Below are 19,075 nucleotides of genomic sequence, written 5' to 3' on the forward strand. Positions count from 1 at the left end.
GGCGGGCATGCCCTGCCCCGCAATTTTGACCGTCTAGGGTTTGGTGGAACGGACAATGACATTCGACGAACTCAAAGCCGCCGTCGCCGACGGCACGATTGACACCGTGCTCACCTGCATCGTCGACATGCAGGGCCGGCTGATGGGCAAGCGTTTCGTCGCCCGGCATTTTGTCGACAGCGCCTTCGAGGAAACCCATTGCTGCGACTACCTCCTGGCGACCGATCTCGAAATGGCGACACCCGACGGATACGCGTCGACGAGCTGGGAGTCGGGCTATGGCGACTATGTCATGAAGCCGGACCTTGCGACGCTGCGTCCGGTCCCCTGGCTGGAGGGCACCGCCCTTGTGCTGTGCGACGTGCTCGACCACCACACGCATGAACCCGTTCCGCATGCCCCGCGCGCCGTCCTGAAGCGCCAGATCGCGCGGCTCGCCGACATGGGCCTTTCGCCGGTGATGGCGACCGAGCTGGAGTTCTTCCTGTTCGAAAAGAGCTATGACGAGATCCGCAGGTCAGGCTATGGCGACCTGCAGCCGATCAGCGGCTACAACGAGGATTACCACATCTTCCAGACGACCAAGGAAGAGGCGATCATGCGCCCGCTGCGCAATCATCTGGTGGCGATGGGCGTTCCGGTGGAGAACACAAAGGGCGAGGCCGAGGCCGGACAGGAAGAGCTGAATATCCGCTATGCCGAGGCGCTGTCCTGCGCCGACCATCACACGCTCGCAAAGCACGCCGTCAAGGAGATCGCGTGGCAGAACGGCCGCGCCGCGACATTCCTTTCCAAATGGGACCACAAGCGCGTCGGCAGCGCCTCGCACATCCACCAGTCGCTCTGGCACGATGGCGGCAATGCCTTCCAGGATGCCGGAGCGGAGCTCGGCATGTCGGACCTCATGCGCAACTATATTGCCGGACTCATCAAATACACGCCCGACATCATGGTGTTCCTGGCGCCCTACGTGAACAGTTACAAGCGATTCGCCAAGGGCACCTTCGCACCGACCAAATCCGTCTGGTCGGTCGACAACCGGACGGCCGGATACCGGCTGTGCGGCGACGGCACCGCGGCCGTGCGCGTCGAATGCCGCATCGGCGGCTCGGACTTCAATCCGTACCTGGCGCTCGCTGCCCAGCTCGCTGCCGGCATCGCCGGCATGGAGGAGAAACTGGAACTCGCGGCACCGACCTCCGGCGATGTCTACAACGCCGCCGACGCGCCTGATATTCCGGGCACCCTGCGTGCCGCCACCGAGTGTCTGCGCAGCTCCGCGATGCTGAAAGCGTCCCTCGGTGAAGATGTCGTCGCCCATTATGTGCGCTGCGCCGAATGGGAGCAGGAGGAGTTCGACCGGGTTGTGACCGACTGGGAAATCGCCCGCGGTTTCGAAAGGGCCTGACCATGCTTGAATGCATCTCGCCGATCGACGGCACGGTATTCGCCGCCCGCCCGACGCTCTCCATCGACGAGGCGGCGACCGCGGTTGCCCGGGCGCGAACGGCGCAGCCGGGCTGGGTCGCTCGCCCCCTCGCCGACCGCGTTGCCCTGGTTCGCGCCGGCGTCGCCCGGCTGCGGGACATGAACGACGAGGTCGTACCTGAACTCGCCCGCATGATGGGCCGCCCAGTGCGCTATGGCGGCGAAATCGGCGGCGTCGAGGAACGGGCGTCCTACATGGCCGACATTGCCGAAGAGGCGCTGGCGCCCTTTGTCGTTGAGGACGGCCCTGCCTTCGAGCGCCGCATCCTGCGCGAGCCGCAGGGTGTCGTCCTGGTCGTCTCGCCCTGGAACTACCCGTACCTCACGGCCATCAACACGGTCGCCCCGGCCCTGATTGCCGGCAATGCGGTGCTTTTGAAAGGCGCCACCCAGACGCTTCTCGCCGGCGAGCGGCTGGCGCGCGCGTTCCACGAGGCCGGCGTTCCGGAGGACGTGTTTCAAAACCTCTACCTCGACCATCAGACCACGTCCGAGCTGATTGCCCGGCGCAGCTTCGGCTTCGTCAATTTCACCGGTTCCGTTTCGGGCGGGCAGGCGATCGAACGGGCCGCGGCCGGCACCTTCACCGGCGTCGGCCTGGAACTGGGCGGCAAGGACCCGGGCTACGTACTCGACGATGCCGATGTCGACGGGGCGGCCGAGACGCTCATCGACGGCGCCATGTTCAATTCCGGCCAGTGCTGCTGCGGCATCGAACGCATCTATGTGCACCGGCGCCATTACGACCGCTTTGTCGACAAGGCGAAGGCCATCGTCGACGCCTACGTGCTGGGCAACCCGCTGGATGCTGGGACCACGCTCGGCCCGATGGCCCACCGGCGCTTCGCCGAACTCGTGCGCGCCCAGACTGCCGAGGCGATCGCCGCCGGCGCCACGCCGGTCATCGACACGGCACGGTTCGACGACGACGGCGGCGCCTATCTTGCCCCGCAGATCCTGACAAACGTCTCCCACGGCATGCGGGTGATGCGCGGGGAAAGCTTCGGCCCTGTCGTCGGCATCATGCCGGTCGACAGTGACGACGAGGCCGTGGAACTGATGAACGACAGCGATTTCGGCCTGACCGCTTCGCTGTGGACGGCCGATCCGCAGCGTGCCGCCGCGATCGGCGCCCGCATCGAGACCGGCACCGTGTTCATGAACCGCTGCGACTATCTCGACCCCGGTCTTTGCTGGACCGGCTGCAAGGACACCGGCCGCGGCGGCGCGCTGTCGCATATCGGGTACCAGCACGTCACCCGTCCCAAATCCTATCATCTGAAGAAGAGCTGAGCGCATGAAGCTGAAAGCCAACTGGTCCTACCCCACCGCCATCCGCTTCGGCGCCGGCCGCATCGCCGAACTGCCGGGCGCCTGCGCCGACGCCGGCATTTCGAAGCCGCTTCTGGTCACCGACCGCGGGCTGGCGGACCTGCCGATCACCACCCGCGCGCTGGATATCCTGGAGGCGGCCGGCCTTGGCCGCGCGCTGTTTGCCGATGTCGATCCGAACCCGAACGAGATCAACCTCGCCGCCGGTATCGAGGCCTTCAGGGCCGGCGGGCACGACGGTGTCGTCGCCTTTGGCGGCGGCTCCGGCCTCGATCTCGGCAAGATGGTCGCCTTCATGTCCGGCCAGACCCGCCCGGTCTGGGATTTCGAGGACGTCAGCGACTGGTGGAGCCGGGCGGACGGCGGCGCGATTGCCCCGAATGTCGCGGTGCCGACGACCGCCGGCACCGGATCGGAAGTCGGGCGTGCCTCGGTTATCACCAACTCGGAAAGCCACGAAAAGAAGATCATCTTCCACCCGGCCGTTCTGCCCTCTGTGGTCATCGCCGACGCCGAACTTACCGTCGGCATGCCGCCGGCGATCACCGCGGGAACCGGCATGGACGCTTTCGCCCATTGCCTCGAGGCCTATTGCTCGCCGTTCTACCACCCCATGAGCCAGGGCATCGCGCTCGAGGGCATGCGCCTCGTGAAGGAATATCTTCCCCGCGCCTATGCGACACCGGACGATCTCGAGGCCCGCGCCCACATGATGTCGGCCGCGATGATGGGCGCCACCGCCTTCCAGAAGGGCCTCGGCGCGATCCACGCGCTCAGCCACCCGATCGGCGCGCTTTACAACACCCATCACGGCACCACCAATGCCGTCGTCATGCAGGCCGTCCTGCGTTTCAACCGCGCGGCGGTGGAGGACCGGCTGGTCGAGGCCGCCGCCTATCTCGGCATCGACGGCGGCTTCGACGGGTTCTACGCCTTCGTCGGCGAACTGAACGCGACGCTGGGCATCCCGGAGAACCTCGCCGCGATGGGTATCGCGGACCCCGACATCGACCGCATCGTCGCCGGCGCCCTCGTCGATCCGAGCCGCCTTGGAAACCCGGTCACGCTGAGCGAAGACAACACGCGCGCGCTGGTGATGGAACTGCTGGACTAGCTGGAAGCGCCGCCGGCGTTTTGTACCGCCGCTCAGGCTTCCGCGCTTGCCAGGGACCTGCGCCAGCCCCGCAGCGTCAAAACGACCGCGCCCGCTATCAGCACCACATTGATCACGGCAAGGACCGCCGATACGGGGCGCTCGGCAAAGATCCACAGCCCGTCCTGCGAGATCAGCATCGAGCGCCGGAAATTGTTCTCAAGGAGCGGTCCGAGGATGATCCCGATGACGACCGGTGCCAGGGGGATGTTCGTCGCCCGGAACAATATGCCGATAAGCCCGAAGGCGAACATCACCATCAGGTCGAAAACCGAAGCCTGCAGCGCGAACGTTCCGATTGAGCACAGCAGCAGCACGATCGGCACCAGGTGGCTTTTCGGGATCTTCAGCACGTAGACGAACATCGGCGTGACCATGATCCCGACAAAGAGCAGCAGGACATTGGAGGCCAGGTAGACAAGGAAGATGCCGCCGACAATCTCGCCGTTGTGCACGAACATCTCGGGTCCCGGAATGATGCCGAGGATCAATAGCGCGCCGAGCAGCATGGCCGAGGAGGCGTCACCGGGAATGCCGAGCGCCAGCGTCGGCACCAGCGTTCCGCCGACGGTCGCGTTGTTGGCCGCCTCGGTGGCGACGACGCCCCCTTCGGCCCCCTCGCCGTATTTTTCATCGCTTTTCGAAAGGGCCTTTGCGGCGGCATAGGACGTGAACGACGAGATCACGCCGCCGGCGCCCGGAAGCGCGCCGAAGAAGGCGCCGATGGTTGACGACCGCAGCACGTTGATCCAGTGCTTCATGGTCAAGATGATGGTGCCTAGACCCGGACGCGCGACATCGATATCGGGCGATTTGAGCATGTCCTTGCCCATCATCTGATGCGCCATTTCGGATATCGCGAACAGGCCGACGACGACGGCGACGATATGAAACCCGTTGAGCATGTGATGGGAGCCGAAGGTGAACCGGTAGCCGGTTGAAAACTCGTCCGTGCCGATGGTCGCCAGCAGCAGCCCGAAGCAGCCGGCGATCAAGCCGTTGATGACCGATCCGCCGGAAATCACGGATATCGCGATGAGGCCTGTTATGGCCAGCATGCTGTATTCGGGCGGCGCGAAATTTGCCGCGAAGTTGGCCAGAAGCGGCGACGCCATGATCAGCACGATCCCGCCGAACAGCCCGCCCAGGGCCGATGCCGATATGGCAATCCCGATGGCGTCCGAGGCACGCCCCTTCTGCGCCATGGGGAAGCCGTCAAACAGCGTCGCCGCGGCCAACGGCGTTCCCGGAATGCGCAGCAGGATCGCCGATATGGAACCGCCGCAGGACCCGCCGACAAAGATCGCGATGAGGAATCCCATCGCCGCGACCGGCGGCAGGCCGATGACCACCGGAAGCATCAGGATGATACCCATCAGCGGACCGAGGCCTGGCAACGCGCCGATGAGCAGCCCGAACAGGACACCAAGCAGCGTCAGTCCGATGGCAAGGGGTGTCAGGAACAGCGCGAACCCGTCGGCAAGTGAATCAACGATCATCGCGTCAGCTCCACGGGATCACGAGGCGGAAGACGCCGCCCGGAAGCACGATCTTGAGGAAGAATTCGAACATGAACGCGAAGAAGAGCGACATGCCGAGGGCCAGGGCAATCAGGGCGACCGGGTTGCGGACACCGGCAATATACATGACGGCCAGGAGCATCGGAGGCGTCGCGATGTGGTAACCGATCCAGCTGAGCAGACTCAGATAGACCGCGAAGACCACGAGCATCAGGAACGGTTTGGAAAGTGACGCAACCTCGATGCCCTCGTCCGGTTCCGTCGATGGCGTCCTGAACACAAGGCCGACCGCGATCTTGAGAACGATCAGGAAGCCGAGCAGCAGAGCGATGGTTCTTGGATAAGCCGCCGCATTGTCGTAGGGACCGCCGGAGGCGATCCCCTGTTCAGCCATGTCGGTGGCGATTTGCTGGAACACGACCGCGATCACGACCGCGAAAAACAACGTCACGAGGACATTCAGATGTTTCCTGCGTATGACCACGGTCCCGGTTCCTATTTCAGCTTCTTGAGCTCTTCTTCTTCCCACGCCAGCGCGTTGCCCATGGCGCCAAGCTGCCCCGAGACGGGTCCGACGATTTCCTCATACTGGGTGTGATCCCAGTCGAGCGGAACGAATCCGACCGCTTCGATGGCTTCCCGCACATCCGGACGCTTCATGGCCGCGGTCATGGCCGTGCGGAGCTTTTCCGTCACGTCGTCCGGGGTGTCGCGGTGAACGATCCACCAGGTCCAGCCCATGGGCGCCAGGCCGGAAAGCCCGAGGTCGACGTTCAGATCGACGATACTGGGCGCACCGTCATAGGACGCCTTGGCGCCCGGAAGCTCCGAAAGAACAAGCATGATATTGAAGGCGCTCGGATCCTGCTTGTAGTTGCCGACATTGATGAATGAAAAGTCCAGCACGCCCGACTTCAGGTCCTTCACGGCGTTTCCATCGGCCGAATACGGAATGTTCTGGGCGACGACGCCATAGGACTGGAGCACTTTGGCAATCACCATATGCGGCAGGTTGTTGCGCGAACCGGACGAGTAGCGGAGTTTGCCGGGATTTGCCTTTCCGTAGGCCATCATCTCCTCGAAGTTCGACCAGCGCGTTTCGTCCGGCCGTCCGCCAATGGCGAAAGCGTTGGATACCGCGGCATGCAGCGGCTTGTAGTCCGCGTAGGTCCAGTCGGCATTGCCGAGCACCGGCTGGAGCACCAGGGGCGCGACATAGCCGTCCATGATGGTGTATCCGTCGGCGGGGCGGCCCATGGCGGTGATCATGCCCTTGGTGCCGGCGGCGCCGGGTGTCGAGATGACCGGCAGGGCGACGCCCAGCTCGTCGGACATCGCCTTCGCGATGATCTGCGACACGGACATCGCGTTGCCCGGCGACCATGGATGAATGAGTTCAATCGTCCTTTCGGGAAACTCCGCCAGCGCTGCACCGGCGCCGATCATCAGGCTGACCGCGACTGCGAGACCGGTCTTTATGGGGTTGAATTTCATCATCTGCTCCTCCCTACATGGGTCATTCCATCCTGGCTACGAATTGTTCGTTGCTCCTGGAACCCGACTCCGGACGACCCAATCCAAAGTACGAGTAAAGCTCCTGCGGCGCATCGTGGCGCGCGAAGTCCTTGAAGATTGCCGCGGTGAACATGTCCTCGACCGTGTCGTTGCGAATGGGACGCGACTGCCCCGGATCCTCGTCGAGATCGAAGAGCGCGGTCGAAAAGGCGCCCAATGTCTGCCCGTCCATGCCCACCTGTGTGCGTTCCACGCTCAGCGGCACCTTGAGAACCGGTGCCCCCTTCATAAAGTCGAAGCCTTCGACGAGCTTGGCGGATTTCAGCTCCTCCACGGAGAACTGCTCCGCCAGGTGCATGGGCATCAGCGTGTACAGGCTGAGTTGTTTCGGATCGTTCTCTACCGGATACCGGAAGTAGCTGTATTTCCCGTCCGTGACGCCGACGGGTCCCGCGAACATGCCGAATGTCAGCGAGTCGCGGACCGGTGTGTCCCCGCCCAAAAGAGGGACGAGGGACACGCCGGTCACGCTCGGTGGAGCTGCGCATTCGTGAAAATCAAGGAACGTCGGCATCAGGTCCGGCGTTTGCGTCAGGCTGGCGCGGCGCTGCCCGGCCTGGGCGCTGTGCCGCGGGTGCCATATCATCAGCGGTATATGCGAGATCTCTTCGTAGTAGGGCATGCGGTTCTTGCCCCACCAGTCATGTTCGGACAGCAGGAAACCGTGATCGGTGGTCAGCACAAGGCAGGTATCGTCCCAAAGGCCGTTCGTGTCGAAATAGTCAAGCAGCTTGCCGAAATACTCGTCGCACATGGCCACGAGCGCCGCATAGTTTCCGCGGATCTCGGCGATCTCCTCTTCGGAACCGGTTGATTGTTCATACATCGGCCAGTTGAGGATCTTGCCCTTGTAGCCGCTGGCATAGGCATCGCGGAAACGCTCGGGCGCGACGAAGGGTTCGTGCGGATCGAAGCACTCAAGCTGCAGGAACCAGTTGTCCGCTTCCGAATTGAGATCGAGGAACTCGAAGGCCGAAGCGAAGCACTTGGCCGTGGGGAAATCCTGCTCCTCCTCGAGAAAGACCTGATTGATGGCGCCCCGGGATTTCTTCCAGGCCATCTTCGCCGTTGTGCCCCGCGTGATCGCGGTGGCGTCTTCAAGGTCGCCCATCGGATAGTGGCGGCCATCGAACATCTCGCGGTAGCGCGCGATCGGCGGCTGGACCAGCGCCTTGACCGCATCGTATTCCTGACCGCGAATGAAATCCCAGCTATCGAAGGCGTTGGCATAGCCCCAGCCGCCGTCCTCGAAATAGTGCAGGTGATCCGAAATCAGATGGGTATAGACACCGTTCCTGCTGAGGATCCTGGCAAATGAGTCGTCGAACGGCTCCAGCGGCCCCCAGGTCCGGTGCATGTAGTTGAGGCGCCCGGTGTGAATGTCCCGGCGCGCCGGCATGCACGGCAGACTGCCGACATAGTTGTTGTCGAAGACCACGGCTTTCGCGGCGAAGCGGTCGAAGTTGGGCGTGCGCAAAGCTGATCCGCCATAGGCGCCAATGGCCCGGCGATTGAGCGAATCGAACAATACAAACACCGTCCTCACCATGCACCTCCCTGCCGTGATCCGCAGATGCTTGCACGGATATTGATATTCTGTAAAATTGATAATTCGACTGTATCGATAAAAAATATGAATTTCATATGGATCGAAACCTCCAGGCCTTTCTGGCCGTCGCCGAGACGCAGAACATCACCAGGGCCAGCGATCTCCTGGCCCTGACTCAGCCATCGGTCACCAAGCGGCTTGCCAGCCTCGAGGAGGAATTCGGCGCGCGGCTGTTCGAACGCCACAGGCGGGGAATGAAGCTGACCCCGGCCGGCAAGGTGTTTCTCGAACACGCGAAAACGATCGAAGCCGAATACAGGACAAGTCTTGAAAAGGTGGGCGCGATCGGCGCCGCGGGCCTGTCCGTCCTGCGGGTCGGCGCCGGACCGCTGTTTCACATGCGCTTCATCGCGCCGCTGTTCAAGATATTGTCCGACCGCTTCCCGCACCTTGACCTGGACCTTCAGACAGATGCCAATGTGCGCACGATCCCGATGCTGATCGAAGGCAGCCTGGACGTCGTTCTCGGAATGATCGAGCCGGATGACGTCGATGAGTCCATCCACCTGAAGCCGATCATCGAGATCGAACACGGCGTCGTCTTCAAGCGCGGCCACATGGCCGAGAGCCAGCAATTCGTGACCCCGGCGCATTTCACCGGGGCATCCTGGGTGATCTATACGGACGATCCCGAGACCGAAAAGGCGATCAGCGATTTCTATCTTCCCGAAGAGACCGACACGGTGAACGTGAAGGTCCGGACGACCTCATTTTTCACCGGCCTCGAGCTGGTCTCCCAGGGCAATTTCGTCATGTCCGCACCGCTTCAGCTGGAAAGCGTGATCAAGGCGCACGGGCTGGAGATCAGGCCCGTCGCCGGCGGAATGCAACGGCGCGATGCCGGCGTTCACGTGCGCAAGAGTTCGCTGGGCTATCCGGCGATCAGGGTCCTGCTCGACGCGTTGGATAACACCGGAATTGCGCCATAGCGCCACCGTCATTCCCGGCCCGCGGTTCCGAAAAGGCGGTCTCAGCGGCATTCCTGACGGGTCGGCCGCGGGGGAATGCCGGCGTTCGCTGCAAAAACAAATTGGCTAGTTTTTCACTGACACCCCTTGCAAAGCCGTTCAAGGCAGGCGCTTCAGGCAATCCTGCAGGAGCTGATAGTACCGGACAGCATCTCCGCTACGCACGTAAAATGCGTTCTTTGGTCGGTCCGTAATCTGCCACCAATCCGCAACCGTCATTCCGAGTGTAAGCGGGCTGCCGCGTTCAACCGACACATTGATGTGCCGGCCTGAAAAGATCTCCGAATCAAGCATGTAGGCAGGAACGCACGGCCCGTGCAGTGGCGCGCCCTCCCAGCCATATTTGTCCAGATCGAAGCGCTCCGAAAAGGTCAACATATCGGCGAGCGCTGGGCCGCAGCGATTTCCGATGGCGCGCATCGCATTCAGGCGTTCGCGGGTCGACAGCATCTGATGCGTCACATCGAGCGGCAAAAGGGTGACCGGGACACCGGAACCGAGCACGATTTGCGCGGCCTCGGGATCGACATAGACATTGAACTCGGCAGTCGGCGTGATATTGCCGACCTCGAAATAGGCACCGGCCATTGCAACGATGCTGTTTATCTTTGGCGCGATATCGGGCGCCTGGACCAGCGCCAGCGCGAGATTGGTCAGCGGAGACAGCGAACAGATCGTGATTTCACCGGGGTCAGCCCGGCGTATCGTATCGATAATGAAGGCCACACCGCTGCCAGGTGCCGGCCGGGATTTCGGCTCAGGCAGTTCAACACCGTCCAGGCCTGTCGGCCCGTGGACATGTTCCGCTGTCGTCAGGTCGCGTAGAATAGGCCGCGGGCTGCCCGCATAGACCGGAATGTCCGAGCGACCGGCCAACTCCAGCAGCTTCAGACAGTTGTTCACCGTATGGGAAAGGTCGATGTTTCCCGCTGTCGCCACGATGCCTTTGACATTGAATGCCTCGGAAGCACCAAGGATCATGAAAATGGCAGCAGCCTGATCCTGTCCCGGATCCGTCAATATGATGAGGTTGCGTTTCTGCCGCCCTGTCATTGGTCTCTCAACTCCCCGAAACCGGTCAGGGCTTTGGTTCCGCCGCGCAGCCTTGCACTCAGCCATATGCCGATAACGGTGGCGATATAGGGCAGGCTGAGAAGAAGCTCGTGCGGAATGTGATCACCGAACACGATCTGGGCGCGAATGCCCATTGCACCGACGACGGCGAAAAACATGGCCGCGCAAGCCGCTCCGATCGGATGTCCGGCTCCGAATATGGCGGCGGCGAACCCCATGAAGCCCCGTCCCGCAGTCATGTTCTGGGCAAATATGTTCAAGCTTCCGGCAGCGAGTTCGGCGCCTGCCAGGGCACACAACACGCCACCGATCAGCAGTGCGGCAAGCCGCATCGTCGATGGATTGACGCCGGCGCTCCTGGCTGCAAACGGGTGTTCTCCGGAGGCCGCAAGCCGCAGCCCGAACCGCGTTCGCCTCAGCATGACCCAGACCAGGAAGACGATGACAGGCATCAGCAAGGCGAGAATGGAGAGCGACTCGAACGGTCCGAATGCCGGACCGATCTTCGGCAATCCGAACGGCGCGCTGACGGCGGCCTGCGTGCCGAATATGGATTGCACGGCCAGCGTCGTTCCACCCAATCCCAGCCCCGTAAGGCCAAGACCCGCAATAATCTGGTTGGCCTTCAGTTTTTCCACCACCAGCCACAGCAAGGCCGATCCGAGCATGCACACAGCGATGGCGATGATCAGCGCAAGGAGCACCGATTGGGTCAGGACAATGCCGACAATGGTTGCACAGGCACCCGCGATCATCAGCCCCTCAAGCCCGAGATGCCAGATTCCGGCCCGCTGTGCGATAACGCCGGCGAGCGCCGCATAAACGAGCGGCGTACCCGAGCGTAAAGTGGCGATCAGGATTTCGTCCATTGCCCTTTTCCAAGTCTTGCAACCCGGTCTATGAAACCGGACTTTGCCGTTATGAACAAAGAGATTGCCGCGTTGATAATGTCGATGGCCGCGGACGGCAGGCCCGCGAGGATCGGCAGGAACAGTGCCGCCGAGGCGAGGCCGCCAAAGAACAGTGCCGCGACCGCCGTTCCCAGCACCGACAGGTTCGCCACCAGTGCGATCAGGATCGCGGTGAAGCCGTGGCCGGGCAGGAAACCGCCGGCAAGCCGTCCGTTCGGGCCCATCAACTCGATGGTTCCGGCGAGGCCCGCGAGCGCGCCGCTGATCAGGAAGCTCGCCAGGCCGATCCGCCAGACCCGGGCACCCTGCCACTCGACCATCGTAGGATTTCGACCTGAAAGGCCGGCCAATATGCCGAAGCTTGTTCTGTTCAACAGAGCCCAGACGAGAACACCGGCCAGAACGGCGATAATGATGATTGTCGGCGACAGCCCGAGCGAATTGCTGATGCGATAGGCCGCGTCGAGGGGCCGGCTGGATGCCTGTTGGCCGGATCCGGACGGATCCTTGAGCGGTCCGGCCGTCACGTAGACAAGGACGAAAGCGGCGATGAAGTTGCCCATGAGCGTGGTGATGACCTCATCTGCCCCCGATTTGATGCGCAATATGCCCGGCCAGAGCGCCCATAATGCTCCGCCGGCCATGCCCGCGACAAAACAGGCGGGGATCACCAGGGCAGCCGGTGAGCCTTTCAGCCATTCGGCGACAAATGCTGCGGCGATCGCTCCCATGTAGAACTGGCCCTGTCCGCCGATATTGAAGTAGCCGGCCCGAAACGAAATGACGACGCCCAGCGCCGTAATGAACAGGGGCAGCGCCCATCGCAGTGCCTGTTCCAGGGCCCCCCTGCGCAGGAACGCGCCGTCAAGGATCGATTCAAACATCAGCGGTGCGGAATATCCGGCAATCTCGAAAATAACGCCGCACAGAAGCAGGGCGATGACGATGAACACGGCGGCGCGCAGGCCGGACAGGATGCTTTCCATCACTGCACCGCACCGGTCATGGCGGCCCCGACGCGGCCGATTTCGAAGGGCGGCTCGAATACCGCCTGTATGTGTCCGGATACCATCACGGCGACCCGGTCGGAAATATCAAAGATCTCGTCGAGATCCGATGAGACGAACAGGATGCCGCAGCCGCGCGCCCGCGCGGCGCGAAGCGCGTCCCACACGAAAGCCGTTGCGCCGATGTCCAGCCCTCTCGTCGGTTGAGCGGCGATGACCAGTTTGGCGGCTTCATCGATCTCGCGGGAAAGGATCAGTTTCTGGGCATTGCCGCCGGACAGCGAACCCGCCCGCTGGTTGATGTCCGCATAGACAACGTCCCAACTTTCGAGCGCCCCGATACAGTCTCGGCGAAAACCACCGGGGCTGATCATTGCGAAAAGCGGCTTGCGGAGCAGGCCGAGAGCCGACCAGTTCTCCCACAACGGGCTGTTGAGGCTGAGGCCCTCGACATTGCGTTCGAAGGGTATGATACGCAATCCCGCCGAACGCCGGTCAGCGAGGCTCTGCTGCGTTACGTCGCTGCCGTTGAGGCCGACGGTTCCTTCGGAAACGTGCGAAAGACCTGCGATCGTGCGCACCAGCGTGCGCTGGCCATTGCCCTCGACACCGGCGATGCCGACGATCTCGCCGGGCCGGATCGAAAGTTCGATCGAATCAAGGCCCGGCCCGTCGCTGTCTCGCCGGGTTGAGACGTTTTTCAACTCAAGAACCGGTATTCCCTCAGATGTCTGCGCGGCATGGAGGTGAGCGGGCGTTGCCGCTCCGGTAAGCGCCGCCCGGTCTTCGTCGTCCAGTTCGTCCGACGATGAACCGATGATCAACTCCGACAACCGCTCGGAATCGATCTGCGCGGTTTCCAGGGGGCCGGCCACACACAACCCTCCGCGCAGGACCGTAACGGTCTCGGCGACTGCGAGCACCTCGCGGATTTTGTGAAGGATCAGAACCACGGTCACGCCGCGGTCGCGCAAATGCCTTACCTGATCGAACAGTCTGGCCGCACCCTCCGGTGAAAGCACGGCCGTCGGTTCATCGAGAATGAGCAGCTTTGCGTCGGAAACCAGTGCACGCGCTATTTCGACGGCCTGCTGCGATTCGATCGGCAGATCGCGGATGCGCTGACCTGCCTTGACCTGGATATCCAGCTTGTCGAGATGGGATTGCCAGCGCCTCTCCAGCGCACTTCGCGAGTACAGTCCGCCCCCATCGGCGCCGAACTGCATTGCTTCCGCAACCGTGAAGGACGGGGGCAACGCAAAGCTCTGGTGGACCAGTTCAATGCCGGAATGGCGCGATGCGGCGACGTTGCCCGGCGCAATCGCGGAGCCATTCATCCTGACCTCGCCCTTGTCCGGCCTGACGAGACCGGCGACGACACGGGCAAAGGTGGTCTTGCCCGCGCCGTTCTGCCCCACAACGGCGTGGATCCTGTTTGCCTCCAGGCTGACGTCAACGTCCTGAAGCGCCGTTACCTCGCCGAACCGAACGGTGAGTTCCCGGCACTTCAGGAGCGTTTCGTGATCGCTCTCCATTGTTGTCTGATCTTGCAGTCGTCGCTCCTCTAAAGCACGGTATTGAACGGCACCTTCACGGAACCGTCGAGAATGCCGGCCTTTGCCTTCTCGATTGTCGGCCACACCTCCTTCGACTTGGCAATGACATCGGCCGGGCCCTTTTCCTGGAATACCGGTGAAAGGATGAAATCGATCACACCGGTGCCGATGCCGGTCGAAACATGCGTCCCCCCCTGCCAGTCACTGCCCAGCGCCTTCTGGGTTTCATTGTAGAGGGAAACACCGAAGTCGAGTCCGACAATTGAAATCAGGGAACTCGGGCCGAGCGGGAACTGCGCCGGATCGAGCGCGCTGACCATTCTGCCTTCTGCCTCATTGGCAGCCGTGATGATGCCGAAATCGGTCGCCGCAGCGTCGGTCTGAATATAGTCGATACCGTCGCTGAACATCTGCGTAGCGATTTCCTGACCCTTTGCCGGATCCTGGAACGAACCTGCGAAAGCGGCGGTAACCGTCGCATCGGGCCTGACCGAAAGCACCCCTGCCTTCAAGGCATTGAAATCGGCATTGATCGGCGGAATCGAGATGCCGCCGATGAAACCGATCTTTCCGGTTTTGCTGACATGGCCGGCGAAGATGCCCGACAGGTAACAGCCGAGATAATAGTCATAGGAGACCGTCACCACGTTCGGGATCGGGGGATCGAACGGATCGCCGAAAAGCTGGATCCACTTGGTGTCCGGGTAGGCCGGCGCGACCGCCTTGAAAGGCTCGGCCACCTCGTTGAAGGTGGAGATCACCACCGCCGCGCCGGCGTCGCCAAGCGTGCGAAAGATGGTCTCGTAGGTTGCCGGATCCTGAGCGTAGACCTCGCGGGTTTGCAGGCCTCTTTCTTCGGCCAGCAGTTTGAGTTTCGAGATCATGGAATCGACAGGACCGGCGTCGCCGGCGGCCTGTGTGTGAACAAGCGCGACAAGGCCGGTTTGCGCAGTTGCCTTCGGCGTGACAAGTGCGCCGGCAGCGCCCAGTGCCACGATCCCCGCAGTTGATTTCAGGAAAAGCCTCCGGTCGCATCGAGCGGCGCCAATCGCGGCAGCAATCCGTTTGTAATCAGACATCTGTACATTCCTCCTGCTATGTAGACCGCCGATCGCTTCCTCGACCGACAGCGTCTCCCCGGTTTCGACGCCTGATCAGGCGCCCTCATTTTGTTCGACACCGGGAGAGAACGGTGCCGGATTCATGATCATCACGTCCTGGCTCTGGATGGCATCCAGCGACCAGACCTCGGAAATGAATTTTTGCCAATCGGGGTCCGCGTACATGGCAGCACGGCGTGCTTCCCGGTCGGCCAGGCTGTCATAGGCCCAGATCAGCACGCTGGTGTGCAGACGGCCGATTTCGCTGGTGTAGAGACCCATAAAGCGGTTCAGGTGCCGCTTCTGAACCGGCAGGCCTTCCTCGCCGTATTTGTTGAGCCAGCGATCGATCGTGCCGGGCCTGAATGTGTAGGTTCGGTGTTCGATGATCATTTCTGTCGATCCTCCAAAATGAACTCGGCGGCCTTTTCGCCGATCATGATTGCCGGAGCATTGGTGTTTCCGCTCGCGATGATCGGCATGATGGAGGCATCCGCGATCCGCAGGCCGTCGATACCGTGCACGCACAATCGTTCGTCCACGACAGCCATGGGGTCGGTGCCCATCTTGCAGGTGCCGACCGGATGGAACGTCGTCATGGCGGTGGCGCGCAGCCACTTCGTCATGTCGTCGTCGGTGGCGACATCGGGTCCTGGCGCCAGTTCCTTGCCGCGATAGGGATCGAACGCTTTCTGGCCGATCACATCGCGGGTCATGCGGATGCCGGAAATCATGGTACGCAGATCAAACTCGGATTGCAGATAGTTGGCATGAATGCGTGGCGCGTCATCGGGATTGGGCGACTTGAGCTTTATTTCGCCACGGCTTTCGGGATTGACCGGGCCGACGCGCAGTGTGAAACCGTGATCGGCTTCCACCGGCCTTTTCTTGAACGGATTCGGGAAATGCAGATTTGCCGTTTTCTCGAGCGCCGGCATGAAGTGCAGCTGGATATCCGGGGAGGCAAGACCGGTGTGCGACTTCATGAAGGCGCCCGCTTCATAGGGGAAGGTGGTGACGGTGCCGCGGCCGAACAGCATGCCCTCGACAAGCGACCAGGCCAGCTTGTCGGCGCGCAGGTCGCCGTAAAGGGTCACAGGTTTAAGGCACTCCCAGGACATCACGCAGTCCACGTGGTCCTGCAGGTTCTTGCCGACGCCGGGCAGGTCGAGGACCGTATCGATATCGTGTTCGGACAGTTCGTCCGCCGGCCCGATGCCGGAAAGCAGCATGAGTTGCGGCGAGTTGACCGTACCGGCCGACACAATAACCTCGCCATCTGCGCGGGCTGTGCGGAATTCGCCTCCCTGCGAGAATTCGACGCCTACGGCACGACCGCTTTCGACAAGGATCCTGTGAGTCAGCGCGCCGGTCTCGATTGTCAGATTTCGGCGGCTCATGACAGGCTTGAGGAATGCGGACGATGTCGACCAGCGTTTGCCCTTGCGGATGGTGAAATCGAATCTTCCGAAACCCTCCTGCTCCGCGCCATTGAAATCGTCATTGCGCGGATGGCCGGCCTGCGTGCCGGCTTCGACGAAGACTTCGTGAAGGCTGTTGTTGCCGCGCGCCCGGCAGACGGTCAGTTCCCCGCCGTCGTTGTGATAATCGTCCTTGCGCTGGATGTGCCCCTCCGAGCGCAGGAAGGAAGGCAGGACTTCGTCATAGGACCAGCCCGCCAGTCCGAGTTGCGCCCACCGGTCGTAGTCGCGACGGTTGCCGCGCACGTAGATCATGCCGTTTATCGTCGACGATCCGCCAAGCACCTTGCCGCGCGGCCAATAGAGCGACCGTCCGTTGAGATGCGGCTGCGGTTCCGTGTGATAATGCCAGTTGTAAATGCCTGACTGGAAAAGCTTGCCCATCAGCATCGGCAGGCGGAACAGCGGGTTGCGGTCTTTGCTGCCTGCCTCAAGCAGCAACACGCTGTTGTCCGGGTTCTGCGAAAGCCGGTTGGCGATGACGCAGCCTGCCGAACCCGCTCCGACGATAATGTAGTCGTATGTTTTGGACTCGCTCATCGGGTCACCAGTCAACAGGCCGCTCGCCTGCCGCTTCGAGGAAGTCATTGCAGGCAAGAAAGGGATTTTCGAGATCAAGAATGGCCTCCGCGTCCGCCGGATGCGGGCGGCTGATCAGGAAGACGGGCGGTTCGATGCGACCGAGTTCCGCCGCCTCAAGGCATTCCGCCGCCGCATCGCCAAACGTCATGAAAACGACGGGGCGTCCGGACCGCGCGAGATGCCGCAGAACACCGCACATCAACGGTCGCCACACCGGCAGGTGACCGCGGGATTGGTGCGGATCCGTCCGGACGCTGAACCGCGACAGGGTAAGAGACGCATTCAACAGGAGCACACCGCTGTCGATCCAACACCCGGCGATGTCGGCCGGTGCCTCAAGCTCGACCAGCCCGGCCTCGATGTCGGCAAGCAGCGTTGGCCAATGGTCGAAGGAATGTGCGTATTCGGGTTTGCCTGTGCGGGCTGCGCAAATAAGCTGCATAAAGGCCCGGACACTCTTTGAGAACATCTTGTCGAGTTCGCGCCATGCGGCGACATTGCCGCATTCGAAGGCGCGACCGGTAGCAAAGCCGGGCTCGGGATAAGGGTCCTGGCCGAGGATGACGCACCGCACGTCCTGCGGGCCTATGTCGTCGAAGGCGCGCAGCATGTGGGCACCTTCAGGTGCACCGGGAAAGGCATTGCGTTTGCGTGCGGGAAAGATCGGCTCCCAATGTTCCAGCATCAGGTCGGGATCGCAGCCGTCGAGGTCAAGTTCCGTGTCTTCCAGCACTGCGCGCCATGCCGCGGGCAGGTCATCGTGCCAACCCGACAGAGTCTCCCTGAGTGCATCGACCAGCCTGACCGGCATTGAACGGCGCCTCCCGTCGCCAGGGCAAAGCTTGTCAAATCCTGACCAAAGCGTCAAGTTTTATGTGAAAAAAACTGACCGAAACGTCAGAAAATTGGAGTTCGCCCGGCGGCGCGCTTGGAACGTGGCGAGGAAGGGTGTATGTGCATTGTAAGGTCTCGCACCCGAGTGGCGGGGCTCATCTGCCGGAATCTGCAAACTGGAGTAATCTGAAGGCATGACGGAAGCGAAGAGGCCGGTTGCGAAGGTCAATACGGAAGAGCGTATTCGCGCACGCAACGAGAAAAAAATCCTCAGTGCCGCTGTCGAACTGTTCTCGCGCAAGGGCTTCGACGGTACACGGATCGCCGAAATCGCAGACGTCAGTGCGCTGCCGAAGGCCAATGTCTACTATTACTTCGCCACCAAGGAGGCCATCTACACGCGGCTGATTGAGGAACTGCTGGCAGGTTGGGACCGGGCACTTGAGCACATCAGTGCCGAGCGAGAGCCAGCGGAAGCGCTTGCCGACTATGTGACGGCCAAACTCGAATACTCGCGCAAACATGTTCCCGAATCGCGGTTTTTTGCCAACGAGATGCTGCGCGGCGGACAGTTCCTATCGCGGCGCCAGAAACGCCATATGCGGGACATTACGCGCGAGCGCGCCGCCGTCATTCAAGGCTGGATCGACCAGGGCAAGATGGCGCCCATCGACCCGAACCATTTTTTGATCATGCTGTGGGCAACAACGCAGTTCTACGCTGATTTTGCGGCCGTGACCGCGGCCACCCTTGAAAAGGGCCGGCTCAATTTGGCCGATTTCGAAAACGCCCGGAACACGATCGTTGAAGTTGTTGTAAAGGGCGTCATCAGACCCTCGGACACGTGAGGGAGAAGTAAGACGCGGCTTCCGGCCATCGGTCTGA

Annotated in this window: 17 protein-coding genes; 5 read left to right on the forward strand and 12 right to left on the reverse strand. The window is 62.0% G+C overall.

Annotated elements, in window-relative coordinates:
- Positions 1 to 55: 55 nt before the first annotated feature.
- Genes E4M07_RS24425 through E4M07_RS24435 form a run of 3 tightly spaced genes read left to right on the forward strand, consistent with a single transcriptional unit; the run spans position 56 to position 3,934 of the window.
- Positions 56 to 1,408: a glutamine synthetase family protein gene (locus E4M07_RS24425; RefSeq protein ID WP_206057387.1), complete on the forward strand. Its 1,353-nt coding sequence runs from the start codon at positions 56 to 58 to the stop codon at positions 1,406 to 1,408.
- Positions 1,405 to 2,781 carry an aldehyde dehydrogenase family protein gene (locus tag E4M07_RS24430; RefSeq protein ID WP_206057392.1) on the forward strand — a complete coding sequence of 459 codons (1,377 nt, stop codon included), beginning with the start codon at positions 1,405 to 1,407 and terminating at the stop codon, positions 2,779 to 2,781. Before E4M07_RS24425 ends, E4M07_RS24430 begins: the two co-directional genes overlap by 4 nt.
- Positions 2,782 to 2,785: 4 nt before the next feature.
- Positions 2,786 to 3,934, forward strand: coding sequence for an iron-containing alcohol dehydrogenase (locus E4M07_RS24435; protein WP_136661041.1), 1,149 nt, complete (start codon positions 2,786 to 2,788; stop codon positions 3,932 to 3,934).
- 32 nt (positions 3,935 to 3,966) lie between these two features.
- On the opposite strand, the gene E4M07_RS24440 is transcribed toward E4M07_RS24435, so the two are convergent.
- The 4 genes from E4M07_RS24440 to E4M07_RS24455 are packed head-to-tail and all read right to left on the reverse strand — an operon-like array spanning position 3,967 to position 8,617.
- Positions 3,967 to 5,472 (reverse strand): tripartite tricarboxylate transporter permease, encoded by a 1,506-nt coding sequence (locus tag E4M07_RS24440; protein WP_136661042.1) that lies wholly within the window; start codon positions 5,470 to 5,472, stop codon positions 3,967 to 3,969.
- 4 nt (positions 5,473 to 5,476) lie between these two features.
- Positions 5,477 to 5,977 (reverse strand): tripartite tricarboxylate transporter TctB family protein, encoded by a 501-nt coding sequence (locus E4M07_RS24445; RefSeq protein WP_136661043.1) that lies wholly within the window; start codon positions 5,975 to 5,977, stop codon positions 5,477 to 5,479.
- An 11-nt stretch (positions 5,978 to 5,988) separates the two neighbouring features.
- Positions 5,989 to 6,990: a tripartite tricarboxylate transporter substrate-binding protein gene (locus tag E4M07_RS24450; protein ID WP_206057388.1), complete on the reverse strand. Its 1,002-nt coding sequence runs from the start codon at positions 6,988 to 6,990 to the stop codon at positions 5,989 to 5,991.
- A gap of 19 nt (positions 6,991 to 7,009) precedes the next feature.
- Complete coding sequence (locus tag E4M07_RS24455) at positions 7,010 to 8,617, reverse strand: sulfatase (protein WP_348640535.1); 1,608 nt, start codon at positions 8,615 to 8,617, stop codon at positions 7,010 to 7,012.
- A gap of 95 nt (positions 8,618 to 8,712) precedes the next feature.
- Between E4M07_RS24455 and E4M07_RS24460 the strand changes: the two genes are divergently transcribed.
- Positions 8,713 to 9,606, forward strand: a complete 894-nt coding sequence (locus E4M07_RS24460) for a LysR family transcriptional regulator (RefSeq protein ID WP_136661044.1) — start codon at positions 8,713 to 8,715, stop codon at positions 9,604 to 9,606.
- Positions 9,607 to 9,744: 138 nt separating this feature from the next.
- Here E4M07_RS24460 and E4M07_RS24465 read toward each other — a convergent pair whose 3' ends face one another.
- The 8 genes from E4M07_RS24465 to E4M07_RS24500 all read right to left on the reverse strand — a co-directional run bounded on the left by E4M07_RS24465 (position 9,745) and on the right by E4M07_RS24500 (position 18,167).
- Positions 9,745 to 10,698 (reverse strand): nucleoside hydrolase, encoded by a 954-nt coding sequence (locus tag E4M07_RS24465; RefSeq protein ID WP_136661045.1) that lies wholly within the window; start codon positions 10,696 to 10,698, stop codon positions 9,745 to 9,747.
- Positions 10,695 to 11,588, reverse strand: a complete 894-nt coding sequence (locus E4M07_RS24470) for an ABC transporter permease (RefSeq protein WP_136661046.1) — start codon at positions 11,586 to 11,588, stop codon at positions 10,695 to 10,697. Before E4M07_RS24470 ends, E4M07_RS24465 begins: the two co-directional genes overlap by 4 nt.
- Complete coding sequence (locus E4M07_RS24475; RefSeq protein ID WP_246660586.1) at positions 11,573 to 12,616, reverse strand: ABC transporter permease; 1,044 nt, start codon at positions 12,614 to 12,616, stop codon at positions 11,573 to 11,575. The genes E4M07_RS24470 and E4M07_RS24475 overlap by 16 nt, the downstream gene beginning before the upstream one ends.
- On the reverse strand, positions 12,616 to 14,172 hold the full coding sequence (locus tag E4M07_RS24480; RefSeq protein WP_136661048.1) for an ATP-binding cassette domain-containing protein: 1,557 nt from the start codon (positions 14,170 to 14,172) through the stop codon (positions 12,616 to 12,618). Before E4M07_RS24480 ends, E4M07_RS24475 begins: the two co-directional genes overlap by 1 nt.
- Before the next feature lie 29 nt (positions 14,173 to 14,201).
- Positions 14,202 to 15,272: a BMP family ABC transporter substrate-binding protein gene (locus tag E4M07_RS24485; protein ID WP_136661049.1), complete on the reverse strand. Its 1,071-nt coding sequence runs from the start codon at positions 15,270 to 15,272 to the stop codon at positions 14,202 to 14,204.
- A gap of 75 nt (positions 15,273 to 15,347) precedes the next feature.
- Positions 15,348 to 15,686 carry an NIPSNAP family protein gene (locus tag E4M07_RS24490; protein WP_136661050.1) on the reverse strand — a complete coding sequence of 113 codons (339 nt, stop codon included), beginning with the start codon at positions 15,684 to 15,686 and terminating at the stop codon, positions 15,348 to 15,350.
- Positions 15,683 to 17,314 carry a choline dehydrogenase gene (locus E4M07_RS24495; RefSeq protein WP_136661051.1) on the reverse strand — a complete coding sequence of 544 codons (1,632 nt, stop codon included), beginning with the start codon at positions 17,312 to 17,314 and terminating at the stop codon, positions 15,683 to 15,685. The genes E4M07_RS24490 and E4M07_RS24495 overlap by 4 nt, the downstream gene beginning before the upstream one ends.
- Before the next feature lie 4 nt (positions 17,315 to 17,318).
- Positions 17,319 to 18,167 (reverse strand): uracil-DNA glycosylase, encoded by an 849-nt coding sequence (locus E4M07_RS24500; RefSeq protein ID WP_136661052.1) that lies wholly within the window; start codon positions 18,165 to 18,167, stop codon positions 17,319 to 17,321.
- 217 nt (positions 18,168 to 18,384) lie between these two features.
- Between E4M07_RS24500 and E4M07_RS24505 the strand changes: the two genes are divergently transcribed.
- Positions 18,385 to 19,038: a TetR family transcriptional regulator C-terminal domain-containing protein gene (locus E4M07_RS24505; protein ID WP_136661053.1), complete on the forward strand. Its 654-nt coding sequence runs from the start codon at positions 18,385 to 18,387 to the stop codon at positions 19,036 to 19,038.
- Positions 19,039 to 19,075 lie beyond the last annotated feature (37 nt).

Origin of the sequence: Nitratireductor sp. XY-223 (assembly GCF_004959855.1) — a bacterium.
Taxonomy (GTDB): domain Bacteria; phylum Pseudomonadota; class Alphaproteobacteria; order Rhizobiales; family Rhizobiaceae; genus Hoeflea_A.